A 25,523-nucleotide genomic window follows, 5' to 3' on the forward strand; every position below is an offset into this window, starting at 1 on the left:
ATGGTTTGTTTCTATTGGGAGAGGGATATGAAAAAGTTTAAATATACTTTATTGACGGCAGTTATTTTGCTGCCATTAAGCGCAACAACTGTTAGCGCAATTGAAAATACTAACATAACTGAAAATGAAAAGCCGGAACAACTTGAAAAGTCTAAATCAGAAGTTTCGGATATTGATCAAGTAATTAACAATCAAAATGGAAGCAATATCACTAAAGATACAGATGATAGCGTTACTTCTTTAGTAAGCAATCCATTAGACCAGAAAGTTCCAATAAAGTCGGAATGGAATGGACTAAAGGTTACATTGGATGAAGATGGTACATTGAATGTTTCTGGTGGAACTATTACTAATCCAAAACCTCTTTTGAAGTTTGCTAGTGCAAATGGTAATTTAGGAATTAACTTAGAAAGTATTAAAAAAGTTAAATTTTTAGGACCAGTTAAAATTATTGGGAGTGCTGATTCATTATTTGCAGGATTACCTTCTATAAAATCAATTGAAGGACTTAATCATTTTGATACCTCAGAAGTGACTTCAATGAGAAAAATGTTCGATTTCTCAAAAGTATTAACGCTTGATTTAAGTAGCTTTGATACTTCTAATGTTACTGACATGTCAGAAATGTTTTCCTACTGTGATGCGATAAATATTGATGCAAGCAATTTTAACACTTCAAAAGTAACTGATATGTCGGGAATGTTTTTGGGAAGTAGATATTTGACCACAGTTAATGTAAGTAGCTTTGATACTTCAAAGGTTACAAATATGGAAAGCATGTTTAGTAGTAATGCTTTAACTACTTTAGATGTTTCTAATTTTGATACTTCAAAAGTGACAAACATGAAGAGTATGTTCGTCGGTCTTAAAGCTAAAAATCTTGACGTTTCCAATTTTGACACTTCAAAAGTGAAAAATATGCAAAGTATGTTTTCGGTAATGGATAACATTTCATCTTTAGATTTATCAAATTTCGATACGACAAATGTAACGAATATGACGTATATGTTTCACAAAAACAGTTCTTCAAGTTTAAATCTAGCCGGTTGGAATACCTCTAATGTTACTGATATGAACTATATGTTTTATGGTATGTCAAACCTAAAAGAAATAGACGTTAATCATTTTAATACTGGAAAAGTTCAAAGTATGGTAGGAGTTTTCGGTAAAGATAGTTCTCTTACTAAACTAGATGTAAGTAATTGGGATACCTCCAATGTTACTAACATGGATCAATTATTCGCTGATACATCAAAAATTGAAGAAATTAATGTAAGTAACTTCAATACTGAAAAAGTTCAAAGTATGCGCTATATTTTTAGCGGAATGATTTCCCTAAAAAAATTAGACTTATCAAGTTTCAGTGATGCAAAAATTGAAAAAACACTTGGAAAAGCAGGCATGGTAGGAAGTACCTCAAGCATGAAGGAATTGAAGATAGGTAATAAATTCAACTTAACTTCAGTTTCTGGAGTTCCAACCCGCTCACCAAGACCAACAGAACCATATACTCAGAAATGGCAAAATGTTGGAAATGGTACAGTTGAGAATCCTAAAGGTCAAAATGTTTGGACTTCTGACGAATTAGAAAACAATGACTTTAAGTCAGGTGGTGCTGATACTTACGTATGGCAACCTAAAGCCGCAAATGGTGAAGTAACAATTAGTTATGTTGATGAACTAGGTGACAAAATTGCTGTCGATACTGTCTTGAGCGGTACTGTTGGAGAGAGCTTTACAACTCCAGAGCCACCAGTGATTGACGGTTATACCTATAAAGAATTGATTCAAACACCAGTAGTTAAGACTGCAAAATTTGCGACAGTTAGTTCTGTAATTAAACCTGCGATGATAGGAACATTCACTGCAGATCCGCAATCAATAAGTTTTGTTTACACTAAGAATCCCGTTGCACCAGTCGATCCACAAAAACCAGTTAGTGAAGAACGTGCCGATAAATTAGTTACTAAAACTAAAGCTACGATAAGTCCCGTAACGAATAAAGAACTTCCTAGAACAGGTATTAACGAAAACCTTTCGGTTGTGCTTTCAATTGTAGGTCTAGGTCTTATCTCAGTACTTGGGTTTGTAAATAAAAAAAAATTAGATAGATTACTTAAATTTAACACTCACTAAAATTAGTGAGTGTTTTTTGGTTAAAAAACATAATCCAACAAAGGAGCTTACATTGCAATAGCAAAATTGGAATAACTAAATAGAAATATATTTATATAGTAATATTGATTGTTAGAATTTTATAATATAAAATGTGGTTAGTAAGAGAATATACTGACGTTTACGGGAGGGATTTATGAAGAAGAAATTAGAGAAACTAACTTATTTATCTTTGACAGCATTGATTTTAATGCCACTGGGTTCAAATGTTACTTATGCTATGGAGGAAGCCAATGTTCCATCGAGTGATCAAGTTGGGAAGAACACTGACGCACATCCAGATCAAACACAGGAAGAAAATACAGATATAAAAACTCCGGATATTTCAGAAATTATCGACAAGCCACAAATTGAAAAGAAAGATACTCCGAAGTTGTCGTCAGAAATTAAACCATTTGTTGATACCAATTACGAATGGGGCGGCTTGACGCTCAGAGTCGATGATGCTGGAGTATTGCATATTCCAGGCGGAACAGTCACTAATCCGGTACAACTTAGTAAGTCAATTAATGAATCATCAACTATTACTAAGGTTCAAATTGAAGGTAATTTGAAACTCATCGGAAATGCTGATAGATTGTTCTACTATTTACCAAAGGTAACAGAAATTACTGGTTTAGATAAAGTAGATACTTCAGAAGTTACTTCAATGAGTGGAACATTTAAGGACTTAGAATCAATAACTTCCTTAGACTTAAGTGGATGGAATACTGCTAAAGTTACCGATATGTCAGAGATGTTTAAATCATTACCATTATTAAAGTCACTTAATATTAGTAGTTTTGATACTTCTAATGTAACTAATATGTATTTCATGTTCTTTGAAGACCTAGTCTTAGCCAATCTAAATGTAAGTAGTTTTAATACTTCTAAAGTTACTAACATGGATAGCATGTTTTCAGGGATGTTTGCTTTAGAAAACTTAGATGTATCAAAATTTGATACCTCAAACGTTACTGAAATGGGATCAATGTTTAGAATGACTGAAAGTTTAACTAGCCTTGATGTAAGTAAATTTAACACAGCGAATGTCACAGCTATGGATTCAATGTTTTATGGGGCAAGTAGTCTGACGTCGTTAGATGTGAGCAAATTCAATACGGCAAAGGTTACTAATATGTCAGCTATGTTTGGCTTAATGGCCAAATTAACTGGGCTCAATTTGACGAACTTTAATACTTCCAATGTTACTAACATAGCAGGTATGTTTAGTGGCGATGGTTCGCTAACGAGTTTGGATGTATCTAGTTTTGATACTTCTAAAGTAACTGCAATGGGTTCATTATTCAATGGTGTTTCTAAAGTGAAAACCATTGATGTCAGCAAGTTCAATACCGCTAAAGTTACAAGCATGGGTTCAATGTTCGCAAATATGACGGCACTTCAAAAACTGGACCTTTCTAATTTTAGTCCAGCACCAAGCCCTGCCAGTGCTACATCAAGATTCTTCAGTAACAATATTGGTTTAAAAGAAATTAAATTTGATAAATTTATGCCATCAGTAGTACCATTCGCTAACGGACTTCCTTCAGGTAAATGGCAAAATGTTGGTTCAGGAACAACAATAGTTCCAAAGGGAAAAAATATCTGGAACGCAACTGAGCTGGTGAAGAATTATAATCCAGCGACTGACGCTGACACTTATGTATGGCAACCGGCAGCAGCACGTGATATTACCATAAAATATGTTGATGAAAATGGGGTATCAATCGCGGATAACAAAGTAAAATCCGGAGTCATGAACGAACCATATTCTGAAACACCAATTGCAATTACTGGTTATACATACAAAGGATTAGCCCTTGGAAGTGCGCCAGCATCTGGAAAATTTGGTGCAAGTGTAAAAACAGTTATTTTTGAATATACAAAAGATCCAGTTCCAGCAGCTGACGTGACAGTTAAGTACTTGGATGAAGATGGTGATTCAATTGCGGCTGACAAAGTACTTTCAGGTAATGTTGGCGAGACTTATACTTCTGAACAATTAGATATTGACGGATATACTTTTAAGGAAGTTCAAGGAGAAGCAGTTGGTACATTCACTGATACTCCGCAAAATGTAACTTATATTTATACCAAAGATATCATTCCCGCTGCTAATGTTACAATCCAATACTTAGACGAGAATGGAAACAAAATTGCTGCAGATACTGTTTTAACAGGAAATATCGGAGAAATATTCACGCTACCAGAAGCTCCAGTGATTAAAGGTTATACATATAAGGCAGTGACTCAATTAGCTCTATTAGGAATCTTCACTGATACTCCACAAACGTTTGTCTATGAGTACAGCAAAGATCCTGTTGCACCAGTAGTTGACCCACAAAAACCAATTAAAGAAAAGACCATTGTAAAAACGATAGTTAAAGAATTACCTCGAACCGGTGTTAACGAAAATCTTTCGGTGGTGCTTTCAATTGCAGGAATTACATTAATCTCACTGATTGGTTTGACAACTTTCAAAAAAGCCAAAACTAAATAATAATATTTAAGAGTGTTTGCAGGGCAAACACTTTTTTATTCTCGCTCACAGGTTACTCATACGCTAATTATTATAGTTACAAAATTATATTGATTATTCGTAAGGGTTTATATAAAATGATGATGTACTTATTTTGATTAAAAGACCTGATACAAGGTCTTTTTAGGAGACAGATAGAATATGGAATTTAAAAGTAGTATTTTTGTCGTAGGACGAAGCTTTCTTTATATGTTAGTTTTTGCCGTAGTTGTTTTTGGAGGAATCTACCTGTTCACTCAGAATGTTCTTTATGGAAGTATCGGTGGCGGATTGATTCTCTTGTTAGCAATTTTTAGTTTGTTCAGTGAAACGAAATTCAAAGTCATAGTTGATCAAGGTAAAGTAACTTTCATTGAGGGTAAGAAAAATACGAAGACTTTCGTGATTGACGAAGTAGCTTTTCAATCATTGAAAAAGACTGGAACTTCAACTATCGGAACTGACTGTAAATTGACAGTTAAAACAGCCGATTCTGAAGAAACATTTGATTGCACACCATTAGGGAAGAAAAGATATTCCCAGTTATTGGCCGCAATTGGAGTGGATGAAGCTGCACCAACTGAACTTCTAACAACGAAAAAAACTAATAAGTAGAGGTAGTGTAATATGAGTAAGCTTTTTGAATCACCAATTTTTTATGTAGTATTAGGGGTAGCAATTGTACTTTATTTTATTTATGCAATTGTTTGGACTCAACGTAAAAAGAAACGTGATAAAGAATTTGAGAAGAATAATTCCAACATTGGTAAAGTTCACACTCAACCGGGTATGAAAGTAACAAGTGACACCGAACAGTTAAAAGATTTTATCAAAGGTGTAAATATTGGTTATTATTTTGAACCGGGTAAACACACTGTTAATGTCGAATATGAATATCAAAGAACATTGCCAGTTAAAAAGACTATTAGAGTTAAGAAAACTCCAATTTCATTTGAAATTGAAGCTGGTAAAGAATATGATTTATCATACAATCAAGACGAAAATCGTTATAACTTTGAAGAAATCTAAAAAAACTCCGATGATAATTTCATCGGAGTTTTTATTTATTAATTAATACAAAAGGATGTTGATCAACATTAAAAGTTAAGTTAATTGCAGTTTTTTCAAAACCTTCGCCATCCATTTGTTTATATTCGGGCTGGTCAGTCTGTAATAACATATTATTGGAGGTTAAATGATGGACTCGATCATCATTCATATGACTCCCGTTAGTTAGAAGTTTAATGAATAATCCAATAATACTTAAGAAACTCATCTTTTCAACAACAATTAAATCAAGTTGATGATCAAACGGATTAGCAGTAGGAACAATTGGAATTCCGCCACCAAAGAAAGGATGGTTAGTCGTTGTAACTAGAAAAACTTTTTTGAAGATAAAATCTTTTTTGTTTTCAAAACTTTCTACTTGTAGGTCAAAAGCTTTTTGTTGGAAAAAGACTTTTACTAACTGAGAGACATAAATTAACTTACCCAAATGAATTGTATTGAAAAATTTCTTGCTGGCTGATTTATTAGAAGCCACAACAATAGCTGCGTCAAAACCAATTCCAATATTGTTAACAAAAAAACGAGAGTAGTTGTTTTCATTATCAATGAACTTGCCAATATCAACATTAGTAGTTGGTAGGTCACTCTCTAGGCCATCAATAATTTGGTTTAATTGATGTTCAACCTTGAGTCCACGAGCAAAATCATTACCAGATCCTGAAGGAATGTAAGAAAGAGGAGTAGTAGGGTTACTTGAAGAACGGATACCATTTAGGCATTCGTTAAGGGTGCCATCACCACCAATGACAACTAATAAAGTCGATTCAGCTTGCTTAGATTCAGCAAATTCTTTACCTAAGCGCACACCATCATTTGGCTTCTTGGTAACAGCGTATGTGTATTCAATATTTCGTTGCTTTAATAGCTCAAGAAATTTGAAACCACGTTTTTTAGCACGTCCACTTGAGGCATGTTCATTTAAGATAATGTGTAAGTTTTTGTACTTCATATTACTCCCCATTAAAAATAGCCCTAGAAACGGGCTTTTTTTAAACTGATGCTGAAATTAACATTGGAATTATGACAGGATTTCTTTCGGTACTCTTATAGAGCATGTCTTGTAATCCATCAGTAATTGCACTTTTTAAAATAGCTTCAGTCGCTTCTGTTTTTTCATCGTTCAATGAGTTTTTAATAATATGGAAAACTCGCTTTTGTGCTTGAGCTATTAGTTCACCAGATTCACGCATATAAACAAATCCACGTGATAATATATCTGGTCCAGCTAGAACGATCTTTTTCTTGTAGTCGATTGTAGCGACGACAATTACTAGACCTTCATCGGAAAGCATTTGGCGATCATGAATAACGATGTTGCCAATATCACCAATTCCATTTCCATCAACGTAAACGTCTTCGGCAGGGAAGTGACCAGCACGTCTTGCGGTATCACTTGTTAAGGCAAGAACATCACCATTTTCCATAATAAAGCAATTTTCTTCAGGAACATCACATCTTTGTGCTAATTCAGTATGAATCTTCAACATTCGGTATTCACCGTGAATTGGCATGAAGAATTTTGGTTTAATTAGGCGAAGCATTAACTCTTGTTCTAATTGACCACCGTGACCTGAAGCATGGATATTATTAATTTTTCCATGGATAACTTCGGCACCAGCTTCAGCTAGTAAGTTAATTACATGATTAACACTTGCTGTGTTACCAGGAATAGGGTTACTTGAGAAAATAACAGTATCGCCTGGTTGAACATTAATCTGGCGGTGAGATCCGTTAGCAATTCTACTTAAAGCAGCCATTGGTTCACCTTGAGAACCGGTACATAGAATCATTACTTTTTCTGGTGGTAACTTCTTGATTTCATTGGCATCAAGAAGCATTTCATCAGGAATATTTAAATATCCTAATTCGCGACCATTAGTAATAGCCGATTCCATACTACGTCCGAAAACAGCAATTTTTCTGCCGTGTTGTAAAGCGGCATCAACTGCTTGAGAAACACGATAAATATTGGAAGCGAAGGTAGCAAAAATGATACGACCTTTGATAGTTTCAAAGATTTTATGAATAGTGTCACCAACGTAACGCTCAGATTTACTAAAACCATAAACTTCAGCATTAGTACTATCTGACATTAATAAGAGAACACCTTCATCGCCTAATTTAGCCATTTTCTGTAAATTAGGAGCTGGTAAGCCGGCAACAGGGGTCAAGTCGAACTTGAAGTCACCTGTTTCTACAATCACACCTTGAGGAGTGTGAACAGCTATTCCTAAAGCATCAGGAATAGAGTGGGTAGTTCTAAAAAAGTCGACTGTGATTTTAGGAAATTTGATTACTGTATCTTCTTGAAGTTCGTGCATTTCTGTTGACTTGGTTAAACCATGTTCTTCAAGTTTTCCTTTAATCAAAGCGCTGGCTAAAGGACCAGCAAAGATTGGAACGTTGACTTTTTGTAAAAAGAAAGGAATTCCACCAATATGATCTTCGTGACCATGGGTAATGAATAATCCTTTAATTTTGTCGATATTGTCAATTAGATATTGATAGTCAGAAATGACATAATCAATCCCTAATTGATCATCTTCAGGGAATTTAATTCCGGCATCAATAACAATAATTTCATCTTGATATTGAACACCATACATGTTTTTACCGATTTCGCCTAAGCCCCCGATGGCGAAAACAAAAACTTCTTTATTATTAATTTTAAATGACATTAACGATTAAAACTCCGTAATTTTGAAGTCGGGATTTTTCTTTTCGTAGTCTAAAAAATCACCATCTAACTCTTGGACTAATTCAATGTTGTAATTAGTGTTGTCTTCAACATTTTTTAGTGCCTCGATTTTTGAGTTAGCTTCTAGATAAATTGTTTGGGTAGTCTCTCTACGGGGTGTTTGAGACTTGTCTGGTTGAAATAATACTTTATAAATCAAAATATTCTCCTTGTTTTTTATAATTTTATCCGCACGAGTGGTTGACGAATCAACAGTTATATGAATTTTATCACATTTATTATGCAAAGTATATAAAGCACAATCTAAAAAAGACGAGCGTAATTATTCAATGATAATTGCGCTATCGTCTATTTTCATTGGTTGCGATTTATTGATTTTGTCGTAGAAAAGATATCCATTAAGATGATCAATTTCGTGTTGGCAAACGATGGCGGGATAGCCTTTTAATTTCAAAGTCTGGCTATTGCCGTCAAAGTCATCATATTTGATAGTAATTTTATTAGCGCGAGGTACATAACCAGCAACATCTTCATCAACTGATAGGCAGCCTTCGCCTTCGCCAAGTGCAGTTACTTGAACCGATTGGCTTACAATAACAGGATTAATTAAAGTCATCTTTAAGTCAATCTGATCTGGTTCTTCCAAGTTAGGAACTAAAACTGATGCCATAGCCACAGATTCGCCAACTTGTGGGGCTGCCAGACCGACGCCAGCACGGAGTCCATATTTTTGACCTAATACAGGGTCTTGGCTATTAACTAAATATTCCATCATATCGTCAGCTAATTGTTTATTTTCTTTTGATAGGGGAAAGGTTACTTTCTGTGCAACTTTTCTCAGAACAGGGTTACCATCTCTAGTGATGTCGTCCATAAGATACATTGATAAAACCTCCATGAAAAATACTATGTTAGATTATATCATTATTGAAAAAGCAGGATAACAATTTTTTAAAAATTATAACAGAATAACAAATTAAAATTTACACTTGTTGTAGTATTTAAATAGCGCTACCATACATATGGAAGCGATTACAAAATATGTATAAAGGAGGTTTGCTTAAGTAAAAGAAGTGAGTGATGCCTGATTTTGTGAATCGAAATTGGCTTAAAAAAGAAAACTATTCACAAATAATGTTTCAAATGTTACCTGATTTCTATAGATTTTCTAGAAAAATGATTTTCTAATAGAAAACATTGTTAAAAGTATCACAAAATAAACGTTGATAAATCAACAATCATTAAGCCAAAAAAAAGAACATTTGAAAACAGGCGAAAACTCCCTAGTTAACGCTTGCAAACGCTATCAAATATTGTTAATTTGTACTAGTAAAGGTAAGTACATTTTATGTATGTTACCCATTATTATAAGAGAATTTTTTAAGGAAGGACCGTATTCAAATGGCAAAAAAAACAGTTGTCGATTTTGCGGCAATCAAAAAAGGATTAGCAGATAATCCAGAACCAATTCAGGTTTTAAACTCAAAATCTGAAGTTGTAAATAAAGAGGTTTTTGAAAGTTTTTCCGATGATCAACTTGTTGAATTCATGGAAAAAATGGTTTGGGAACGTGCATTACATGAACAAACCATGAACTTCTCTCGTCAAGGTAGAATGGGATTCTATGCCCCAACTGCTGGTGAGGAAGCTTCTGAAATGGGAACTGTTTTAGCAATGGAAGCACAAGATTACTTACTTCCTGCCTATCGTGATGTACCTCAATTGATCCAACACGGTGCAACAGTTTCTGAAGCATTTTTGTGGTCAAGAGGGCATGTTGAAGGGAATAAATTCAAAGCTCGTTCATTAATGCCACAAATCATCATTGGTGCTGCTTTTGTTGAAGCTGCTGGTGTTGGTTTAGGACTTAAGATGAACAAAGAAGATGCAATTGCCTTCACTTATACAGGTGATGGTGGTTCATCTCAGGGTGATTCATATGAAGGAATGAACTTTGCTGGAGCTTATCAAGCACCTGTATTGTTCATTATTCAAAATAATGGTTACGCTATTTCTACACCTCGTATCAAGCAAACAGCTGCTCCAACTTTGGCTCAAAAGGGTGTAGCCGCAGGTATTCCTAGTGTGCAAGTTGATGGTATGGATATCTTAGCTTGCTACGCAGTAGCTAAAGCTGCTCGTGAATACATGCTTGCCGGTAATGGACCAGTCTTAATTGAAACTTTGACTTACCGTTACGGCGCTCATTCATCAGCTGGTGACGATCCAAAACGTTACAGAAGTGAAAAAGAAGAAAAACCATGGTTTGATGTAGACCCACTTATTAGAATGAGAAAACTTTTGACTGATAAAGGACTTTGGTCAGAAGAAAAAGAAGAAAAACTTATTGAAGAGTACAAGAACTCTTTCAAGGAAGCTATTAAAGAAGCCGACCAAGTAGCACCTGAAAAAGTTTCTGATATGCTAAAACGTACATTTGAAGTACCAACTCCAAGTATACAAGAGCAAATTAAAGAATTTGAAGCAAAGGAGTCTAACTAATCATGGCAAAGATGACTTATATTCAAGCAATTACAAATGCTTTAGATATTAAATTACAAGAAGATCCCAAGACATTAGTTTTTGGTGAAGATGTTGGTAAAAACGGTGGTGTTTTTAGAACAACTCAAGGACTTCAAGAAAAATATGGTGAAGAACGAGTTTTCGATACTCCACTAGCAGAATCAGGAATTCTAGGTTTAGCAATCGGACTTGGATTGACTGACTGGCGTCCAATTCCTGAAATCCAATTTATGGGATTCAGTTTCGAAGCAGTAGACTCAATCGTTGCTCAAATGGCTAGAATGCGTTCACGTTTTGACGGAACTAAGATTCAACCAATTACAATTAGAACTCCTTATGGTGGTGGAACTCATACTGCCGAAATGCACGCTGATAACTTGGAAAACTACTATGCAAGTACTCCAGGACTACGTGTTGTTATGCCAAGTAACCCTTATGATGCTAAAGGATTGTTAATTTCTTCTATTGAAAATAATGACCCAGTATTATTCATGGAAAACTTGAAGTTATACCGTTCAATGAAGGATGATATTCCTGAAGAAAAATACAGTGTTCCTTTAGATAAAGCTAACGTTGTTACTGAAGGAAATGACATAACTGTCGTTGCCTATGGTGCTGAAGTTAATGAAGCTAAGAAAGTTGCCGAAAAACTTGCTGAAGAAAACATTTCTGTTGAAGTTATCGATTTAAGAACAGTTTCACCAATTGATACTGATACAATTTTCAAATCAATCGAAAAGACACATCGTGTTGTGATTGTTCAAGAAGCTCAAAAAATTGCCGGTGTTGGAGCAACAGTTGCTTCAGAAATCTCTGAGCATGCAGTCTTGAATCTTGATGCACCTATCGGACGAGTAGCAGCTCCAAACTCTGTTTATCCTTTCTCATTAGCTGAAGAAGTATGGATTCCAGGAGCTGACGAAATTGAAGCTAAGGTTCGCGAAATCTTAAATTTCTAAAAAATGAAACCTAAAAGGAAGGACTTTTTAAAATGGCATTTAAATTTAAATTACCCGAATTGGGTGAAGGTATGGCCGAAGGTGAAATTGCTCGTTGGTTAGTAAAAGAAGGCGATACAGTTAAAGAAGACGATTCGATTGTTGAAATTCAAAACGATAAATCGGTTGAAGAATTACCTACACCAGTTTCTGGAACAGTTAAACAAATTGTTGCAGATGAAGGCCAGACCGTTGAAATTGGTGACACCTTAATCGTAATTGATGATGGTTCAGCTGATGATGGCGAAGATGAAGCACCTGCAGCTGCAGAAAAACCAGCTGAAAAAGCTGAAGCTCCTAAAGAAGAAGCAAAAGCTGCTCCAGCTGCTAAGGCAGAAGCAACAGGTAGTGCAAATAGCAACTACTTGGCAATGCCTTCAGTTCGTCAATATGCTCGTGATAAAGGTGTTGATTTGAGCCAAGTAACTCCATCAGGAAAACATGGTCAAATCACTAAAACTGACGTTGATAACTTTGATGGTTCAGCAGCACCTCAAGCTGCAACAACCGAAGCTGCACCCGCAGCTAAGACAGCAAGTGCTGCTCCAATTGCACCATTTAAGTCAGCAACTCCAGAACTAGAAACAAGAGAAAAGATGTCTCTTACAAGAAAAGCTATTGCTAAAGCAATGCGTAACAGTAAAGACATTGCGCCTCACGTTACAAGTTTTGATGATGTTGAAGTATCAGCACTTATGGCTAACCGTAAGAAGTATAAAGAAATTGCTGCTGGTAAAGATATTAAACTTACATTCCTACCATATATCGTTAAAGCCTTGGTAGCGGTAATGAAAGAATATCCAGAATTGAACGCATCAATTGATGATACAACTGAAGAAGTTGTTTACAAGCACTACTACAACGTTGGTATTGCTACAAATACAGAACATGGACTATATGTTCCAAACATCAAGAATGCTGATTCTAAAGGTATGTTCCAAATTGCTAAAGAAATCACTGAAAACTCACAAGCTGCTTATGACAACAAGCTAAGTGGTGACGCTATGAGTGGTGGATCAATTACAATTAGTAACGTTGGTTCAATCGGTGGTGGCTGGTTTACACCAGTTATTAACTACCCTGAAGTGGCTATTTTAGGTGTTGGTAAGATTGCTAAAGAGCCATATGTTGATGAAAATGGAGCTATTCAAGTTGGTAATATGCTCAAACTTTCATTGAGTTATGATCACCGTTTAATTGATGGTGCCTTAGCTCAAAATGCATTAAACAAACTAAAAGAATTATTACATGATCCAGACATGTTACTAATGGAGGGCTAATTTAAGATGGCAGATAATGTAGTAGAAAAAGATACAGTGATTATTGGTTCAGGACCCGGAGGGTATGTAGCTGCCATTAGAGCTGCTGAATTAGGACAAACTGTTACTGTGATTGAAAAATCAGAAACTGTTGGTGGTGTATGTTTGAACGTTGGTTGTGTGCCATCAAAAGCTTTGATTACAGCTGGTCACAGATTACGTGAAGTAAGAGACTCATCAACTTATGGAATTCCTACAAATGATTCCAAGATTGATTTTAAAAAGACTCAACAATGGAAAGACGAACAAGTTGTTGCTCGTATGACTAGTGGAGTTAAGATGTTACTTCAAAAGCACAAAATTGAATTAATTCAAGGTGAAGCTTTTATTGATAACAATACTCAACTAAGAGTTATGCCAACAGGACCAAAACAATTCATGGATAATGGTGGTGGTCAAACAATCAAGTTCAAGAATTTGATTGTGGCAACTGGCAGTCGTCCTATTGAAATTAAAGGATTCAAGTTTAACAAACGTATTATCGATTCAACTGGTGGATTAAATCTAACCGAAGTTCCTAAGGAATTTGTTGTTATCGGTGGAGGATACGTTGGTACTGAATTAGCTGGTGCATATGCTGATTTAGGAGCTCATGTAACAATCCTTGAAGGCTCAGGACAAATCGTTCCTAACTTTGAAAAAGACATGGTAGACATCGTTAAGAAGAGCCTTGAAGCTAAAGGTGTAAAGATTATTACTAATGCCATGGCTAAAGAAGGAAAAGAAACTGATAAAGACGTTACCGTTACTTATGAAGTTGACGGCAAAGAAGAATCAGTTAAAGCTGATTACTGTATGGTAACAGTTGGACGTCGTCCAAATACTGATGACTTTGGTCTAGAAATGACAGATGTTAAGATGACAGACCGTGGATTAGTTGAAGTTGACAAACAAGGTCGTACATCAGTTGATAACATCTGGGCAATTGGTGATATCGTTGCTGGAGCTGCACTAGCTCATAAGGCATTCTTCGAAGCTAAAACTGTTGCCGGTGCAATTTCAGGTAAGAATACTGAAAATGATTATATCGGTATTCCAGCAGTTTGCTTTACCGATCCAGAATTAGCATCTGTAGGATTGACTCAAGCAGAAGCTAAAGAAAAAGGAATTGAAGTTAGTGTAGCTAAATTCCCATTTGCTGGTAACGCACGTGCGGTTACTTTGGATCAACCAGAAGGATTCGTTCGCTTAGTAGCAGAAAAAGACACTAATACATTAATTGGTGCTCAAATTGTTGGACCAGGAGCAAGTGATTTGATTTCAGAATTAAGTTTGGCTATTAACAGTCAAATGAACGCTGAAGATATTTCACTTACAATTCATCCACATCCAACATTAGGAGAACCAATCCAAGAAGCAGCAGATACATTGATGGGATTCCCAACACATATCTAGAGCGTGAGAAGTTGCGTTCAGCAATTGAGTATTAAATAAAAAAAGAGAGCGAATATTAAATTCGACTCTCTTTTTTGTTTAAACGGAAATTGTTGCAACTTCAAACGCGTTTTAGATGTACCGAAGATGCACCCGTTTTAAAAATTTATTCTAGTCAAAATGCAAGAAAAAAAGCGATGCATAGCATCGTTTTTTTGTTACACTTAAATTATTATGAAAAATGAAAAGAACTATCAATACCCATTAGACGAAACATGGTCGAATGAGGAAATAACAACCGTTATTAAATTTTATAACTTAATTGAAGCCGCCTATGAAGTCGGAGTTGATAGAGAAGAGCTATTAGACGGATATCGAGCTTTTCAAAAAATTGTTCCGATGAAGATGGATCAAAATTCATTGTCCAAAGAGTTTGAAAAAGAGTCTGGATATGTTATCTATCAAGTCATTAAGCAGGCCAGAAAAAGTGATAAAACAGTTATAAAAATGTAAAAAAAAACCACGGTTGGGGTCCGTGGTTTCACATTTACTTGGGAGTAAATGTATAAAATGGGATGTTCGTCTTTGGGGAAGACGGTTGATATGAAAAATATCAATGTAGCTAAACTTAAATTGTTTAACTAACAACAATATAATGCACCATATTATTGTTAGTGTCAACCACTTTATGCAAAAAAAAGTTAAAATATTTATAAATAATAACAACTCCATTAAGATTAATATAAATATTTAATTATCATACGAAAAGTAAAAGATTTTTAACTAAAATCTAAACAAACTAGGTGAAAAAATGAATATTGAAAAACTAGCAAATGAAATTGAATGGACTTTAAAAGAAGTTGCCGAAAAATTAAAAAAGAGCTTTTCGACAGAACTATCAATTGATACTAAAAGTGGAAAGAATGATTTAGTGACCAATATGGATCGAGAGATAGAACAATTTATCATCAATCATTTAAAATCAATTTATCCAACTGCACAGTTCATAAGTGAAGAAGGATACGGTGATACAGTCACTGATTTAGGAAAATTAACTTTTTTTATTGATCCAATTGACGGCACCTTAAATTACGTTAAAGAACGAAAAGATTTTGCATCAATGATAGGAGTTTATTATGAGGGTAAACCGGTAATAGGTGCAATCATGAATGTTATGGCCGGTAAAATTTATATCGGTGGACCAGAATTAGGAGTGTTTTGTGGCAAGAATAAGTTGATGACTATTCCTAATCAAGGACTTGATGAATCATTAATCACGGTTAGTTCGCGATTATTACTTCAAGGTGAACCTAAGATGCAAGAAATAATCAAAAAAAGCAGTGGTTTACGAATGTTCGGGAGTGCCGGCATAGTATTTACTAGACTCATAGAAAATCGCCAGAGTGCTTATATAAGCCACTTAAAACCATGGGATTTAGTTGCCGGCAAAATTTTGACTGAGTCACTAGGAATGGAAACGAAGAGCATTGACGAAAGCCCCATAAATGTGCTAAAATCACAATCTGTAATTATTGGAACAAAGCATTTAACCCAAGAGGTTCTAAATATCTTGAATTAGAGCCAATTGAGCTGTGATTTTCCAGATAGATATCACAGCTTTTTTATTGCCTAAGATTAAATAAATCAGGAAAAATTGAAAGGAAGAAAAACCTTGAATTTAAGAGACGATATTAGAAATATTGCAATCATTGCTCACGTTGACCACGGTAAAACAACATTAGTTAATGAAATGCTTAAACAATCAGATACATTAGATAGCCACACTGAAATTGGTGATCGTGCTATGGATACTAATGATATTGAAAAAGAACGTGGAATCACAATTCTTTCAAAAAACACTGCTGTTAAAGTAGGAGACAAACAAATCAACATCTTGGACACACCAGGACATGCTGACTTCGGTGGAGAAGTTGAACGCATCATGACTATGGTTGATGGTGTCTTGTTGGTTGTTGATGCCTATGAAGGAACAATGCCACAAACACGTTTTGTGTTGAAGAAGGCCTTCGAACAACACTTAACACCAATCGTTGTGATTAACAAAATTGACCGTGACGGAGCTCGTCCAGAAGAAGTTGTGGATGAAGTTCTTGAATTATTTATCGAATTAGGTGCAGATGATGATCAATTGGAATTCCCAGTTGTTTACGCTTCAGCTATGAATGGTACTACAAGTATGGATCCTGCTATTGATACTCAAGAACATACAATGCAACCATTATTCGATACAATTTTAAAAACAATTCCTGCACCAATTGATAACTCTGATGAACCATTACAATTCCAAGTTTCAATGCTTGATTATAATGACTTCGTTGGTCGTATTGGTATTGGACGTGTTTTCCGTGGAAAAATTAAAATCGGTGATCAAGTTACTGTTATGAAGCTTGATGGCTCAACGAAGAACTTCCGTGTTACCAAGATGTTTGGTTTCATTGGTTTACAAAAAGTTGAAATCAATGAAGCTAAAGCCGGTGACTTGATTGCATTATCTGGAATGGATGATATTTTTGTTGGGGAAACTGTTACACCAGTTGACCATCAAGAAGCACTTCCAGTTCTTAGAATCGATGAACCAACACTTCAAATGATGTTCTTAGCAAATGATTCTCCATTTGTTGGTCGTGAAGGTGACTTAGTTACTGGTCGTCAAATCGAAGATCGTCTTAAATCACAACTTCACACTGATGTTTCTCTAAAAGTTGAAGATACTGATCAACCAAGTGCTTGGATGGTTTCAGGTCGTGGTGAGTTGCATTTGTCAATCTTAGTTGAAGAAATGCGTCGTGAAGGATTTGAATTACAATTATCACGTCCAGAAGTTATCTACAAAGAAGTAGATGGCAAAGTTTGCGAACCTTTTGAAGATGTTCAAATTGATACACCTGATGAATATGTAGGATCAGTTATTGATTCTATGTCACAAAGAAAAGGTGAAATGAAGAATATGGAAAGTACCGGAAACGGTCAGACCAGATTACAATTCCTTGCACCTTCTCGTGGATTGATTGGTTACTCAAATGAGTTCTTATCAATGACTGGTGGATACGGAATCATGAACCACACCTTTGATTCATACTTGCCAGTTGTTAAGAACTGGGAACCAGGACGTCGTAATGGTGCCTTAGTTTCAATTAACCAAGGACCTACAACAACTTATTCACTTCAATCAGTTGAAGACCGTGGACAATTGTTCCTTGGTGCTCAAGTGGAAGTATATGAAGGAATGATTGTTGGTCAAAGTTCACGTGATCAAGATATTGCTGTTAATGTTACTAAGGGTAAGAACTTAACTAATACTCGTGCCTCAGGTAAAGATCACTCAGCTGCTATTAAGACACCTAAGTCAATGTCACTAGAAGAATCAATTGAATTCTTGAACGAAGACGAATTGTGTGAAGTAACACCAAAGAATGTTCGTTTAAGAAAGAAAATTCTTAACACAGGTGAAAGACAAAAAGCTGATAAGAAAAAGAAAATGGCTGAAAAAGATAACTAATTAGAAAAGTCGATAATATCGGCTTTTTTTATATTCTCGAAGGTTCTTTTTTTAAAAGTAGCTAGGTGCTATAATTATTATTATCAAATTAGGAGTGTGCTAACGTGCCGTCAAAGTTCAAATATCTCGACTATTGGATTTTGATTCCTTACTTGTTACTGATGGGGATTGGAATTGTAATGGTGTATTCAGCCAGTTTTGATACAGTTTTAGTTCATGGGGGTTCGGCTTCCACGTACTTTATTAAACAAGCAGTTTTTGCAACTGTTGGATTATTATTCTGTGTTCTGGTATTCATGTTAAAAATAAGAGTTCTAAAGAATCCTCGAGTGATTCAAGTGTTATTAGTTATTACGATTGGATTGCTTCTTTATCTCTTGGTTAGAAAAATTATCAATCCTAGTTCAGCAATTAATGGGGCGTCAGCTTGGATTTCCTTAAAATTCTTCAATGTGCAACCACTTGAGATTGCTAAATTAACATTAATCATTTATTTTGCGTTTATCTTCAATCGCCGCCAAGAAAGATTAGTACCAGGGAATATCTTGACGGAGCTTTCGGGACCTTTAATTATTGGATTTATCATTTTAATTTTAGTAATTTTACAACCTGATTTTGGTGGAACTGGAATCCTATTTTTTATTGGAATCGTGATGATTTCAACTTCAGGAATTCCTAAGAAGAGTATCGCTTTAATGAACTCAATCTGGATAATTCCCATGAGTATCGTTTACTATATTTTGACTCACAATAACTTTGCTTTTCTAGAAAAATATTATCAATATCGTCGGTTCATGGCGTTCCAAAATCCGTTTAAGTATGAGTCAGGAATTGGTTCGCAATTAGTAAACTCTCTTTATGCAATCAACAACGGAGGCTGGTTTGGGGTTGGACTTGGTAACAGTATTCAAAAACGTGGCTACTTGCCAGAACCTTATACTGACTTTATCTTAGCTATTACTAGTGAAGAATTAGGTTTTGTTGGTGTACTAGTAATTTTGAGTTTGATTTTTATTATCATTTTCCGTTGTGTTCAAATCGGTATTCGTTCAACTGATACTTTCCAATCTTTATTAGTCTTTGGAATTGCAGCCATGATTTTTGCACAGACATTTCTTAATGTCGGTGGATTGTTAGGGTTAATTCCTCTAACGGGTGTTACACTTCCATTCATCAGTTATGGTGGATCAAGTATAATTATCCTATCCATTGCTATTGGAATTATATTAAACGTTGTAGCAACTGAGAAGTATCAAGCAACTCAACAAAATAGGTGATTATTATGATGTTAAATCTTCGAAAAGGTCTAATTGTTTGGATGTATTCCTTACGTGGCCAAAAAGAGTTAAAAAAATTTGGAAATATTTATTACATTTCTAAGCGTATGAAATATGCGGTTATGTATGTCGACATGAAAGATCTCGACAAAGCCGTTGATAAAATTTCACGAATGAAATTTGTCAAAAAAGTGGAATTTTCTTATCGTGATGAAATTGATATGGACTTCGAAGCTCGTATTGGTGCTTCATCAATCAAAGATACTGTATACAGTGAATAGGAGTATTTTATGCGAGTTGTTTCAGGTGAGTTTGGTGGGTTAAATTTAAAACCAGTTCCTGGTGTTAATACTCGACCAACCGCAGCGAAGGTTAAAGAGTCCATTTTTAATATCATTAATCCTTATATGAGCGGTGGCAATTGTTTAGACTTGTTTGCTGGAACTGGCTCTCTGGGGATTGAAGCTGTTTCTCGTGGCTATAATAAGAGCTATTTGGTTGATAAAGATTTCAAGGCAATTGATGTCATTAAGGAAAATATTGCTAAAACGCATATATCAGAGAAGTTTGAAGTCATTGCTGGAAAAGCAACTGATGCCTTGAAGAAACTGCAGGCTGAAGAAGTTAAGTTAGATCTTGTTTTTTTAGATCCACCATATCGAATGCATATTACCGAAGAAATTGTTGAAAACATGATAGCTGACAAATTGTTAAATAATGGCTGCTTAATTGTTATTGAAACTGATTACGAAGTAACTAAGTCGGATTTAGCTAGTTTAAGTGTTCTTCAAGAAAAATCATATGGTGAAACGAAAATTTTGATTTACAAGTATAAGGAGTAATTCCATGTCAGAAAAAATTGCTTTATATGCAGGAAGTTTTGATCCAATTACTAATGGTCACTTAGAAATTATTAAACGAGCTGCTCAAATCTTTGACAAAGTAATTGTGGCGGTTATGACTAATACATCTAAGCACTACTTATTCAGCTATGAAGAAAAACAAGCTTTGATTCTTAATCAAGTACAAGAGTTGAAGAATGTTGAAGTAATTGATGGCAAGAACAAATTAACCGTTGATTTGGCAAAAGAATTAGATGTTCATGTATTAGTGAGATCAATGCGAAATACCAATGACTTCATTTATGAATCAGGAGTGGAACAGATTAATCGTTTGCAGGCAGACGATATTGAAACAGTCTTTCTACTATCTGATCCACAATACAGCAATGTATCTTCTAGCATGATTAAAGAAGTGGCTTCATTTGGCGGTGACATTTCAAAATTAGTAGACCCAGAAGTTGCAAAAAAATTAATTGAAAAATTATCGAAGAATCCATTATCATAATGGATTCTTTTTTCGTAATTTCACTTGGAAGGTGAGATTATGATTGAAACAATTAAAGAGAAATTTTTAGAACGAAAAATTGAATATCTCGTTATTGGTGGATTAATTGTTATTTTAGTAGGAATGTTGATTCTTGGAAAAAGCTCCACCGCAACTAATGATAAGAAGGACGTCTTTGAAAACACTACAACGACAGTCAAACAAGTATCTAAGAAGTCGTCGGCCACTATTTATGTTGATGTTCAAGGAGAAGTCAATAAACCAGGATTTTATCGGTTGAAAACAAATGCACGGGTTTTTGATTTATTACAGCTCGCAGGTGGTTTAACTAAAGATGCTGACCGAAAAAATGTTAATCAAGCAAAGAAACTAAGTGATCAAGAACAGGTTTATATTCCAAAAATTGGTGAGATAAAAGATAATCCAGTATCAACTAGTACCAATGAGAATCAAGAACAAACTGGTAGTGAAGAAAAGATTAATATAAATAAAGCCTCGGTAGATGATTTTCAAAAATTAAATGGAATAGGTGCTAAAAAGGCAGAACAAATTGTGAAATTCCGCAATGAGAACGGTGATTTCCAAAAAGTAGAAGATTTAACCAAAGTAACCGGGATAGGTGATAAGACATTAAAAAGTCTACAAGATCAAATTACGGTTTGATTCTAAATAATCGCTATTTAGTTCTAGCCACTGTCTTAGCACTTCTTACCGGGATCTGGTTTACTAGTAATTACTTACTAATGATATTGCTGGGACTGATTCTTAGTCGCCTGGTATTTTTGAGGCAAGCAAGAATGCTATTGATAGTTACTGGTGCTGTCCTGTTATTCTCAATAAGAATGCAATTCATGCCGAAACATTTAAATACTGACTACCAGCAACTGACGTTAAAAATTGAACCATCCGAATTCCAAGATTCAGGTGATTATTACACAGGAATAGCGCAAAGTAACCAAGAAAAATTCAGTTTCATTATTCCTAAAACCAAAAATAGAATTCACTTGAGTTCAACTCAAAACACTTATTTACAGACGACTGACTTTGAATTAGAGGGTATAAAAGGGCCAACCAATTTTGCTGAAACCAACTTTCAAAAGTATTTCTTTGCAAAAAATATTTATCGCCGATTAAAGATTAATTCTTTTAAACAAGGATATGATAATCCCACAAATTTTGCTGAATGGCTGTCGTTATTGAGATATCGCTTAGAAAAAAGACTACAAAAGTTGCCGCCAACTTTGCGTTTTAACGCACTGAGTTTATTGCTAGGAGCTAAAGAAAATGACGAACAAACCAAAGCTTATCTGAATGACTTTAGTAAATTAGGTATTATTCATTTATTTAGTCTATCCGGGATGCATTTATTACTGATAATTGGTTTTTTAAGGAAGTTATGTAGTTGGACAAGGGTTTGCACAATAGAAACTTTAGAAAGCTTCTTGTTCGCTTTATTGCCGATATATTGCATTCTAGTTGGTTCAAAAACCAGCATCACTAGAGCAACTATCTTAGTTTTAGTGAAAATAGGTTTTTCAAAGCTGAAAATCCGAAAGTCGAGTACCGAGATTTTTGCGATTAGCTTGTTGATTGGTTTAATAATTGATCCGAAATGTTTGTTGTTACTGGGAGGACAGTTAACTTATTTATTGTCATTTGCACTGGTTTACCTACATCGACTAAGTATTTTTAAATTATCAATAGTTATCAATTTGTTGTGTTTACCACTAATTATTTTCAACAATTTTGAAATTAACTTAGCAACTTTTGTAGTTAATATTTTGATTGCTCCAGTCTTTGAATACTTCATTTTACCAAGTACGATATTTGTAGGAATCTTTGGAAATTCAATGCCATCAATCAATAGAATTCTGGAATTTACTAATCGAACTATTTATTCAATTTGTCATCAAATTTCAAGAATACAATTTTTACAACTAGCAACAGGTAAATTTCTGTTACTGACAGTCATTTTATTACTCTGTTGTGGGTTAGTATATATTTCTGATTCTCGTTATAAAAAGAAGTGTTGCCAATGGTTTGTGATTATATTTTGTTTGAATCTTCTTATGAATAAAATTCCCTTAACAGGTCAAGTAACTTTAATTGATGTCGGTCAAGGAGATAGCATACTTATTACCACACCAATACTTCGAAAAACTTTTTTAATTGATACAGGAGGAAAGTTACATTTTGGTCATCAACGAGTCATTAATTATAATGTTGACAAAGCGACTATTCCATATTTGAAAAGTCTAGGAATTGGTCATATTGATGCAGTCTTTTTATCACATCAAGACAGTGATCATATTGGTGATTTGAAGCCATTACTTGAACATTTTCCTGTCAGAAGAGTTTATTTTGGAATTGGAATGGAGCATAATCCTAAGATTAAAAAGGTCTTGCTGCCTTTTGTAAATCAAGTCGCAATGAAAACAGTTCGAGCTGGGGATGTCTTGAATTTTGGTAATTTTCAATTTGAAGTCCTAGCACCATTTAAGCCAGGAATTGGTGAAAACGAAGATTCGATGGTATTGAAGACGACGATTAACCATAAATCCTGGTTGTTCACTGGTGATCTTCCTCGAGATAAAGAATTAGAAGTAGTTAAAAAGTTTCATCCTCAAATTGATTATTTAAAAGTAGGTCACCATGGAAGTAAAACTGCATCGGATCCAGACTTCATCCGGGCTATTCATCCGCAAATTGCCTTTATTTCGGTAGGAAGAAAGAATCGTTATGGTCATCCTAATAAGGAGACAATTGAGACGTTAGAAAAACAGCAGGTCAAGATTTTAAAGACCTCCGAATATGGTATGATTAAATGGAATTATTGGTTCAATGACTACAATATTGAAACCTTCTTAAGGAAATGAAATGAATCTAAAACAATTACAAACACAACTTAAATCTGATATAAAACCCATTTATCTCGTAGTAGGTGATGAGACTAGCTTGAACGATAAGGCTAGAGAAATCTTTAAGGGAATTCTTGATGAACAAGAACTAGAGATGAATTTTTCTAGCTTTGATCTTTTAGAAAGTCCTCTTGAAGATGTGATTAATGAGGCTATTTCGACACCTTTTTTTGGAGAACGTCGCTTAATTTTTGCAGACAATCCAGTATTCTTGACAGGGAGTAAGGAGTCTTCAATCAATCAGAACACTGATATTTTGGCTGACTATTTGAATAATCCAATGCCTACATCAACTCTAGTTTTGTTTGCTAGTTATGAGAAACTTGATTCACGAAAGAAAATTGTCAAAGAATTAAACAAAAAAGTCGAAGTAGTAGATACAGCAAAAATTGGTGCTAATCAAGTGGGCGAGTACGTTAATAAAATGATTACTCAAGCCGGTTATTCAATTGATGATGATGCAATGAATTTATTAATTCAAAAAACCAATGCTAATTTTTCTGAGATTGAGTCGCATTTAGATAAGCTATATACTTATGCTTTGACAACAAAAAAGATCGACTTAAAAGCAGTCGATCAGTTAGTTCCCGATACATTGGAAGATAATGTTTTCAATTTGGTTAATGCAATTTTGGATAAAGATATTGCTGGAGCCGAAAACTTATATCAACAACTGTTAATTCAAAAAGTAGAACCAATTGCACTAAACGGGTTGATTCTGTCGCAATTGCGACTATTAATTCAAATCAGCATCTTAAGTGCGAAGAATTTAACTCAATCAAGCATTGCCTCGGAATTAAAAGTGCATCCATTTAGGGTGAAGATGGCAGCTCAACAAGTTAAACGATTCTCGCCAGAGACTTTAAAACAGATGTATCAATATATTGTGGACATTGATTATCAAATGAAGACTGGGGCAGAGAATAAAGAAATGTTGTTTGATTTGTTCATTGCTAAATTTGCGTAAATAAAAAACCATCAAATAATTGATGGTTTATTTTATTTATTGTTTAGTTTTGATAATCTAGATTTATCGCGAGCAGCTTTGTTTGCTTTGATAAGACCTTTTGACTTAGCCATGTCGATAGCTTTTGATGCTTCTCTAAACAATTGTTCAGCATCTTTACTACCAGAAGCTACAGCAGTTTCAAACTTTTTAATAGTTGAACGCATAGCACTCTTTTGTGAAGTGTTACGTAAGTTTGCACTTGCGATAGTCTTCACTCTTTTCATTGCTGACTTAATTTGTGGCATATCTTTCACCTCCGATAACTCTTAAACTCAATACGTTAAATTATACAAAAACGAACGGCACATTGCAATAATCTTTTTTATCTTGATTTATTATAGAAAATAGAGTAAATTATTAACTTGTAATACCGAGACTCAGTTTGTTGAAACACCGACGCTTACTTAGTTTCTGGTGTAAATAAAATAAAGGTGGAATTTAGCATGGCTATTTCAAAAGAACAAAAGAACGAAATTATCAAAAAATATGCCGTTAAAGAAGGCGACACTGGTTCTCCAGAAGTTCAAATTGCCGTATTAACAGCAGACATTAACGCTTTGAACGAACATTTAGGCGTTCATAAGAAAGATCACCATTCATATGTTGGTCTATTAAAGAAAATCGGTCACCGTCGTAACTTACTTGCATACTTAAGAAACAAAGATGTTACACGTTACCGTAACTTAATCAAATCATTAGGACTACGTCGTTAATCAATCAAACTCGCTTAGGCGAGTTTTTTTATTTGCTTTTCTGGTAATAATAAATGTGATAAACTCTTATTTAGGTGTAGACAA

The 25,523-nt window shown here is 34.7% G+C and carries 24 protein-coding genes; 19 read left to right on the plus strand and 5 right to left on the minus strand.

Going from position 1 to position 25,523, the window contains the following annotated elements; translation table 11 throughout:
* The first annotated feature begins 27 nt into the window (after positions 1–27).
* From Q2T76_RS04365 to Q2T76_RS04380, 4 genes are all read left to right on the plus strand, one after another.
* Complete coding sequence (locus tag Q2T76_RS04365; protein ID WP_302084304.1) at positions 28–2,136, plus strand: BspA family leucine-rich repeat surface protein; 2,109 nt, start codon at positions 28–30, stop codon at positions 2,134–2,136.
* 175 nt (positions 2,137–2,311) lie between these two features.
* Complete coding sequence (locus Q2T76_RS04370) at positions 2,312–4,657, plus strand: BspA family leucine-rich repeat surface protein (RefSeq protein ID WP_302084305.1); 2,346 nt, start codon at positions 2,312–2,314, stop codon at positions 4,655–4,657.
* 180 nt (positions 4,658–4,837) lie between these two features.
* On the plus strand, positions 4,838–5,290 hold the full coding sequence (locus tag Q2T76_RS04375) for a hypothetical protein (protein ID WP_302084306.1): 453 nt from the start codon (positions 4,838–4,840) through the stop codon (positions 5,288–5,290).
* 12 nt (positions 5,291–5,302) lie between these two features.
* A complete protein-coding gene (locus Q2T76_RS04380; protein ID WP_302084307.1) occupies positions 5,303–5,704 on the plus strand; it encodes a hypothetical protein in 402 nt (133 codons plus the stop codon).
* Positions 5,705–5,735: 31 nt separating this feature from the next.
* Here Q2T76_RS04380 and Q2T76_RS04385 read toward each other — a convergent pair whose 3' ends face one another.
* From Q2T76_RS04385 to def, 4 genes are all read right to left on the minus strand, one after another.
* Positions 5,736–6,692: a diacylglycerol kinase family protein gene (locus tag Q2T76_RS04385; protein ID WP_302084308.1), complete on the minus strand. Its 957-nt coding sequence runs from the start codon at positions 6,690–6,692 to the stop codon at positions 5,736–5,738.
* A 40-nt stretch (positions 6,693–6,732) separates the two neighbouring features.
* A complete protein-coding gene (locus Q2T76_RS04390; RefSeq protein ID WP_302084309.1) occupies positions 6,733–8,421 on the minus strand; it encodes a ribonuclease J in 1,689 nt (562 codons plus the stop codon).
* Between the two features lie 6 nt (positions 8,422–8,427).
* Positions 8,428–8,640 (minus strand): DNA-directed RNA polymerase subunit epsilon, encoded by a 213-nt coding sequence (locus Q2T76_RS04395; RefSeq protein ID WP_302084310.1) that lies wholly within the window; start codon positions 8,638–8,640, stop codon positions 8,428–8,430.
* A gap of 123 nt (positions 8,641–8,763) precedes the next feature.
* Positions 8,764–9,324, minus strand: a complete 561-nt coding sequence (gene def / locus Q2T76_RS04400; protein WP_302084311.1) for a peptide deformylase — start codon at positions 9,322–9,324, stop codon at positions 8,764–8,766.
* A gap of 518 nt (positions 9,325–9,842) precedes the next feature.
* On the opposite strand from def, the gene pdhA reads away from it, so the two are divergent.
* From pdhA to holA, 14 genes are all read left to right on the plus strand, one after another.
* A complete protein-coding gene (gene pdhA / locus Q2T76_RS04405; protein ID WP_302084312.1) occupies positions 9,843–10,943 on the plus strand; it encodes a pyruvate dehydrogenase (acetyl-transferring) E1 component subunit alpha in 1,101 nt (366 codons plus the stop codon).
* Between the two features lie 2 nt (positions 10,944–10,945).
* Positions 10,946–11,923 carry an alpha-ketoacid dehydrogenase subunit beta gene (locus tag Q2T76_RS04410; protein WP_302084313.1) on the plus strand — a complete coding sequence of 326 codons (978 nt, stop codon included), beginning with the start codon at positions 10,946–10,948 and terminating at the stop codon, positions 11,921–11,923.
* Between the two features lie 32 nt (positions 11,924–11,955).
* A complete protein-coding gene (locus Q2T76_RS04415) occupies positions 11,956–13,242 on the plus strand; it encodes a 2-oxo acid dehydrogenase subunit E2 (RefSeq protein ID WP_302084314.1) in 1,287 nt (428 codons plus the stop codon).
* 6 nt (positions 13,243–13,248) lie between these two features.
* The gene (gene lpdA, locus Q2T76_RS04420; protein ID WP_302084315.1) at positions 13,249–14,676 is read left to right on the plus strand and encodes a dihydrolipoyl dehydrogenase; all 1,428 of its coding nucleotides are present in this window, start codon (positions 13,249–13,251) and stop codon (positions 14,674–14,676) included.
* A gap of 213 nt (positions 14,677–14,889) precedes the next feature.
* The gene (locus Q2T76_RS04425; protein ID WP_302084316.1) at positions 14,890–15,168 is read left to right on the plus strand and encodes a UPF0223 family protein; all 279 of its coding nucleotides are present in this window, start codon (positions 14,890–14,892) and stop codon (positions 15,166–15,168) included.
* A gap of 298 nt (positions 15,169–15,466) precedes the next feature.
* Positions 15,467–16,234 (plus strand): inositol monophosphatase family protein, encoded by a 768-nt coding sequence (locus Q2T76_RS04430; RefSeq protein ID WP_302084317.1) that lies wholly within the window; start codon positions 15,467–15,469, stop codon positions 16,232–16,234.
* A 93-nt stretch (positions 16,235–16,327) separates the two neighbouring features.
* Complete coding sequence (gene typA, locus Q2T76_RS04435; RefSeq protein ID WP_302084318.1) at positions 16,328–18,175, plus strand: translational GTPase TypA; 1,848 nt, start codon at positions 16,328–16,330, stop codon at positions 18,173–18,175.
* Positions 18,176–18,279: 104 nt separating this feature from the next.
* Complete coding sequence (locus Q2T76_RS04440) at positions 18,280–19,452, plus strand: FtsW/RodA/SpoVE family cell cycle protein (protein ID WP_302084319.1); 1,173 nt, start codon at positions 18,280–18,282, stop codon at positions 19,450–19,452.
* 5 nt (positions 19,453–19,457) lie between these two features.
* Entirely contained in the window at positions 19,458–19,733 is a 276-nt protein-coding gene (locus Q2T76_RS04445) for a YlbG family protein (protein WP_302084320.1), read from the plus strand.
* Positions 19,734–19,742: 9 nt separating this feature from the next.
* On the plus strand, positions 19,743–20,294 hold the full coding sequence (gene rsmD, locus Q2T76_RS04450) for a 16S rRNA (guanine(966)-N(2))-methyltransferase RsmD (RefSeq protein ID WP_302084321.1): 552 nt from the start codon (positions 19,743–19,745) through the stop codon (positions 20,292–20,294).
* A gap of 4 nt (positions 20,295–20,298) precedes the next feature.
* A complete protein-coding gene (coaD, locus tag Q2T76_RS04455; RefSeq protein ID WP_302084322.1) occupies positions 20,299–20,799 on the plus strand; it encodes a pantetheine-phosphate adenylyltransferase in 501 nt (166 codons plus the stop codon).
* 39 nt (positions 20,800–20,838) lie between these two features.
* The gene (locus Q2T76_RS04460; protein WP_302084323.1) at positions 20,839–21,462 is read left to right on the plus strand and encodes a helix-hairpin-helix domain-containing protein; all 624 of its coding nucleotides are present in this window, start codon (positions 20,839–20,841) and stop codon (positions 21,460–21,462) included.
* A gap of 134 nt (positions 21,463–21,596) precedes the next feature.
* Complete coding sequence (locus tag Q2T76_RS04465; protein WP_302084324.1) at positions 21,597–23,675, plus strand: DNA internalization-related competence protein ComEC/Rec2; 2,079 nt, start codon at positions 21,597–21,599, stop codon at positions 23,673–23,675.
* 1 nt (position 23,676) lies between these two features.
* Complete coding sequence (gene holA / locus Q2T76_RS04470; protein ID WP_302084325.1) at positions 23,677–24,684, plus strand: DNA polymerase III subunit delta; 1,008 nt, start codon at positions 23,677–23,679, stop codon at positions 24,682–24,684.
* Positions 24,685–24,716: 32 nt separating this feature from the next.
* Here the strand turns inward: holA and rpsT are convergent, their stop codons facing one another.
* Positions 24,717–24,971, minus strand: coding sequence for a 30S ribosomal protein S20 (rpsT, locus tag Q2T76_RS04475; protein ID WP_302084326.1), 255 nt, complete (start codon positions 24,969–24,971; stop codon positions 24,717–24,719).
* Between the two features lie 198 nt (positions 24,972–25,169).
* Between rpsT and rpsO the strand changes: the two genes are divergently transcribed.
* A complete protein-coding gene (gene rpsO, locus Q2T76_RS04480; protein WP_302084327.1) occupies positions 25,170–25,439 on the plus strand; it encodes a 30S ribosomal protein S15 in 270 nt (89 codons plus the stop codon).
* Positions 25,440–25,523: the final 84 nt, after the last annotated feature.

It is taken from the genome of Lactobacillus sp. YT155 (genome assembly GCF_030504545.1).
In the GTDB taxonomy this organism is placed as follows: Bacteria; Bacillota; Bacilli; order Lactobacillales; family Lactobacillaceae; genus BQUT01.

Bases quoted from the DNA above. Each gene is read 5' to 3' on its own strand.
- Q2T76_RS04460 (WP_302084323.1), top strand. From the start codon at position 20,839: ATGATTGAAACAATTAAAGAGAAATTTTTAGAACGAAAAATTGAATAT.
- lpdA (WP_302084315.1), top strand. From the start codon at position 13,249: ATGGCAGATAATGTAGTAGAAAAAGATACAGTGATTATTGGTTCAGGA.
- Q2T76_RS04390 (WP_302084309.1), bottom strand. From the start codon at position 8,421: ATGTCATTTAAAATTAATAATAAAGAAGTTTTTGTTTTCGCCATCGGG.
- rsmD (WP_302084321.1), top strand. From the start codon at position 19,743: ATGCGAGTTGTTTCAGGTGAGTTTGGTGGGTTAAATTTAAAACCAGTT.
- Q2T76_RS04465 (WP_302084324.1), top strand. From the start codon at position 21,597: ATGCTATTGATAGTTACTGGTGCTGTCCTGTTATTCTCAATAAGAATG.
- Q2T76_RS04370 (WP_302084305.1), top strand. From the start codon at position 2,312: ATGAAGAAGAAATTAGAGAAACTAACTTATTTATCTTTGACAGCATTG.
- Q2T76_RS04430 (WP_302084317.1), top strand. From the start codon at position 15,467: ATGAATATTGAAAAACTAGCAAATGAAATTGAATGGACTTTAAAAGAA.
- Q2T76_RS04385 (WP_302084308.1), bottom strand. From the start codon at position 6,692: ATGAAGTACAAAAACTTACACATTATCTTAAATGAACATGCCTCAAGT.
- Q2T76_RS04415 (WP_302084314.1), top strand. From the start codon at position 11,956: ATGGCATTTAAATTTAAATTACCCGAATTGGGTGAAGGTATGGCCGAA.
- rpsO (WP_302084327.1), top strand. From the start codon at position 25,170: ATGGCTATTTCAAAAGAACAAAAGAACGAAATTATCAAAAAATATGCC.
- Q2T76_RS04445 (WP_302084320.1), top strand. From the start codon at position 19,458: ATGATGTTAAATCTTCGAAAAGGTCTAATTGTTTGGATGTATTCCTTA.
- pdhA (WP_302084312.1), top strand. From the start codon at position 9,843: ATGGCAAAAAAAACAGTTGTCGATTTTGCGGCAATCAAAAAAGGATTA.
- Q2T76_RS04380 (WP_302084307.1), top strand. From the start codon at position 5,303: ATGAGTAAGCTTTTTGAATCACCAATTTTTTATGTAGTATTAGGGGTA.
- rpsT (WP_302084326.1), bottom strand. From the start codon at position 24,971: ATGCCACAAATTAAGTCAGCAATGAAAAGAGTGAAGACTATCGCAAGT.
- Q2T76_RS04365 (WP_302084304.1), top strand. From the start codon at position 28: ATGAAAAAGTTTAAATATACTTTATTGACGGCAGTTATTTTGCTGCCA.
- Q2T76_RS04410 (WP_302084313.1), top strand. From the start codon at position 10,946: ATGGCAAAGATGACTTATATTCAAGCAATTACAAATGCTTTAGATATT.
- def (WP_302084311.1), bottom strand. From the start codon at position 9,324: ATGTATCTTATGGACGACATCACTAGAGATGGTAACCCTGTTCTGAGA.
- holA (WP_302084325.1), top strand. From the start codon at position 23,677: ATGAATCTAAAACAATTACAAACACAACTTAAATCTGATATAAAACCC.
- Q2T76_RS04425 (WP_302084316.1), top strand. From the start codon at position 14,890: ATGAAAAATGAAAAGAACTATCAATACCCATTAGACGAAACATGGTCG.
- Q2T76_RS04375 (WP_302084306.1), top strand. From the start codon at position 4,838: ATGGAATTTAAAAGTAGTATTTTTGTCGTAGGACGAAGCTTTCTTTAT.
- coaD (WP_302084322.1), top strand. From the start codon at position 20,299: ATGTCAGAAAAAATTGCTTTATATGCAGGAAGTTTTGATCCAATTACT.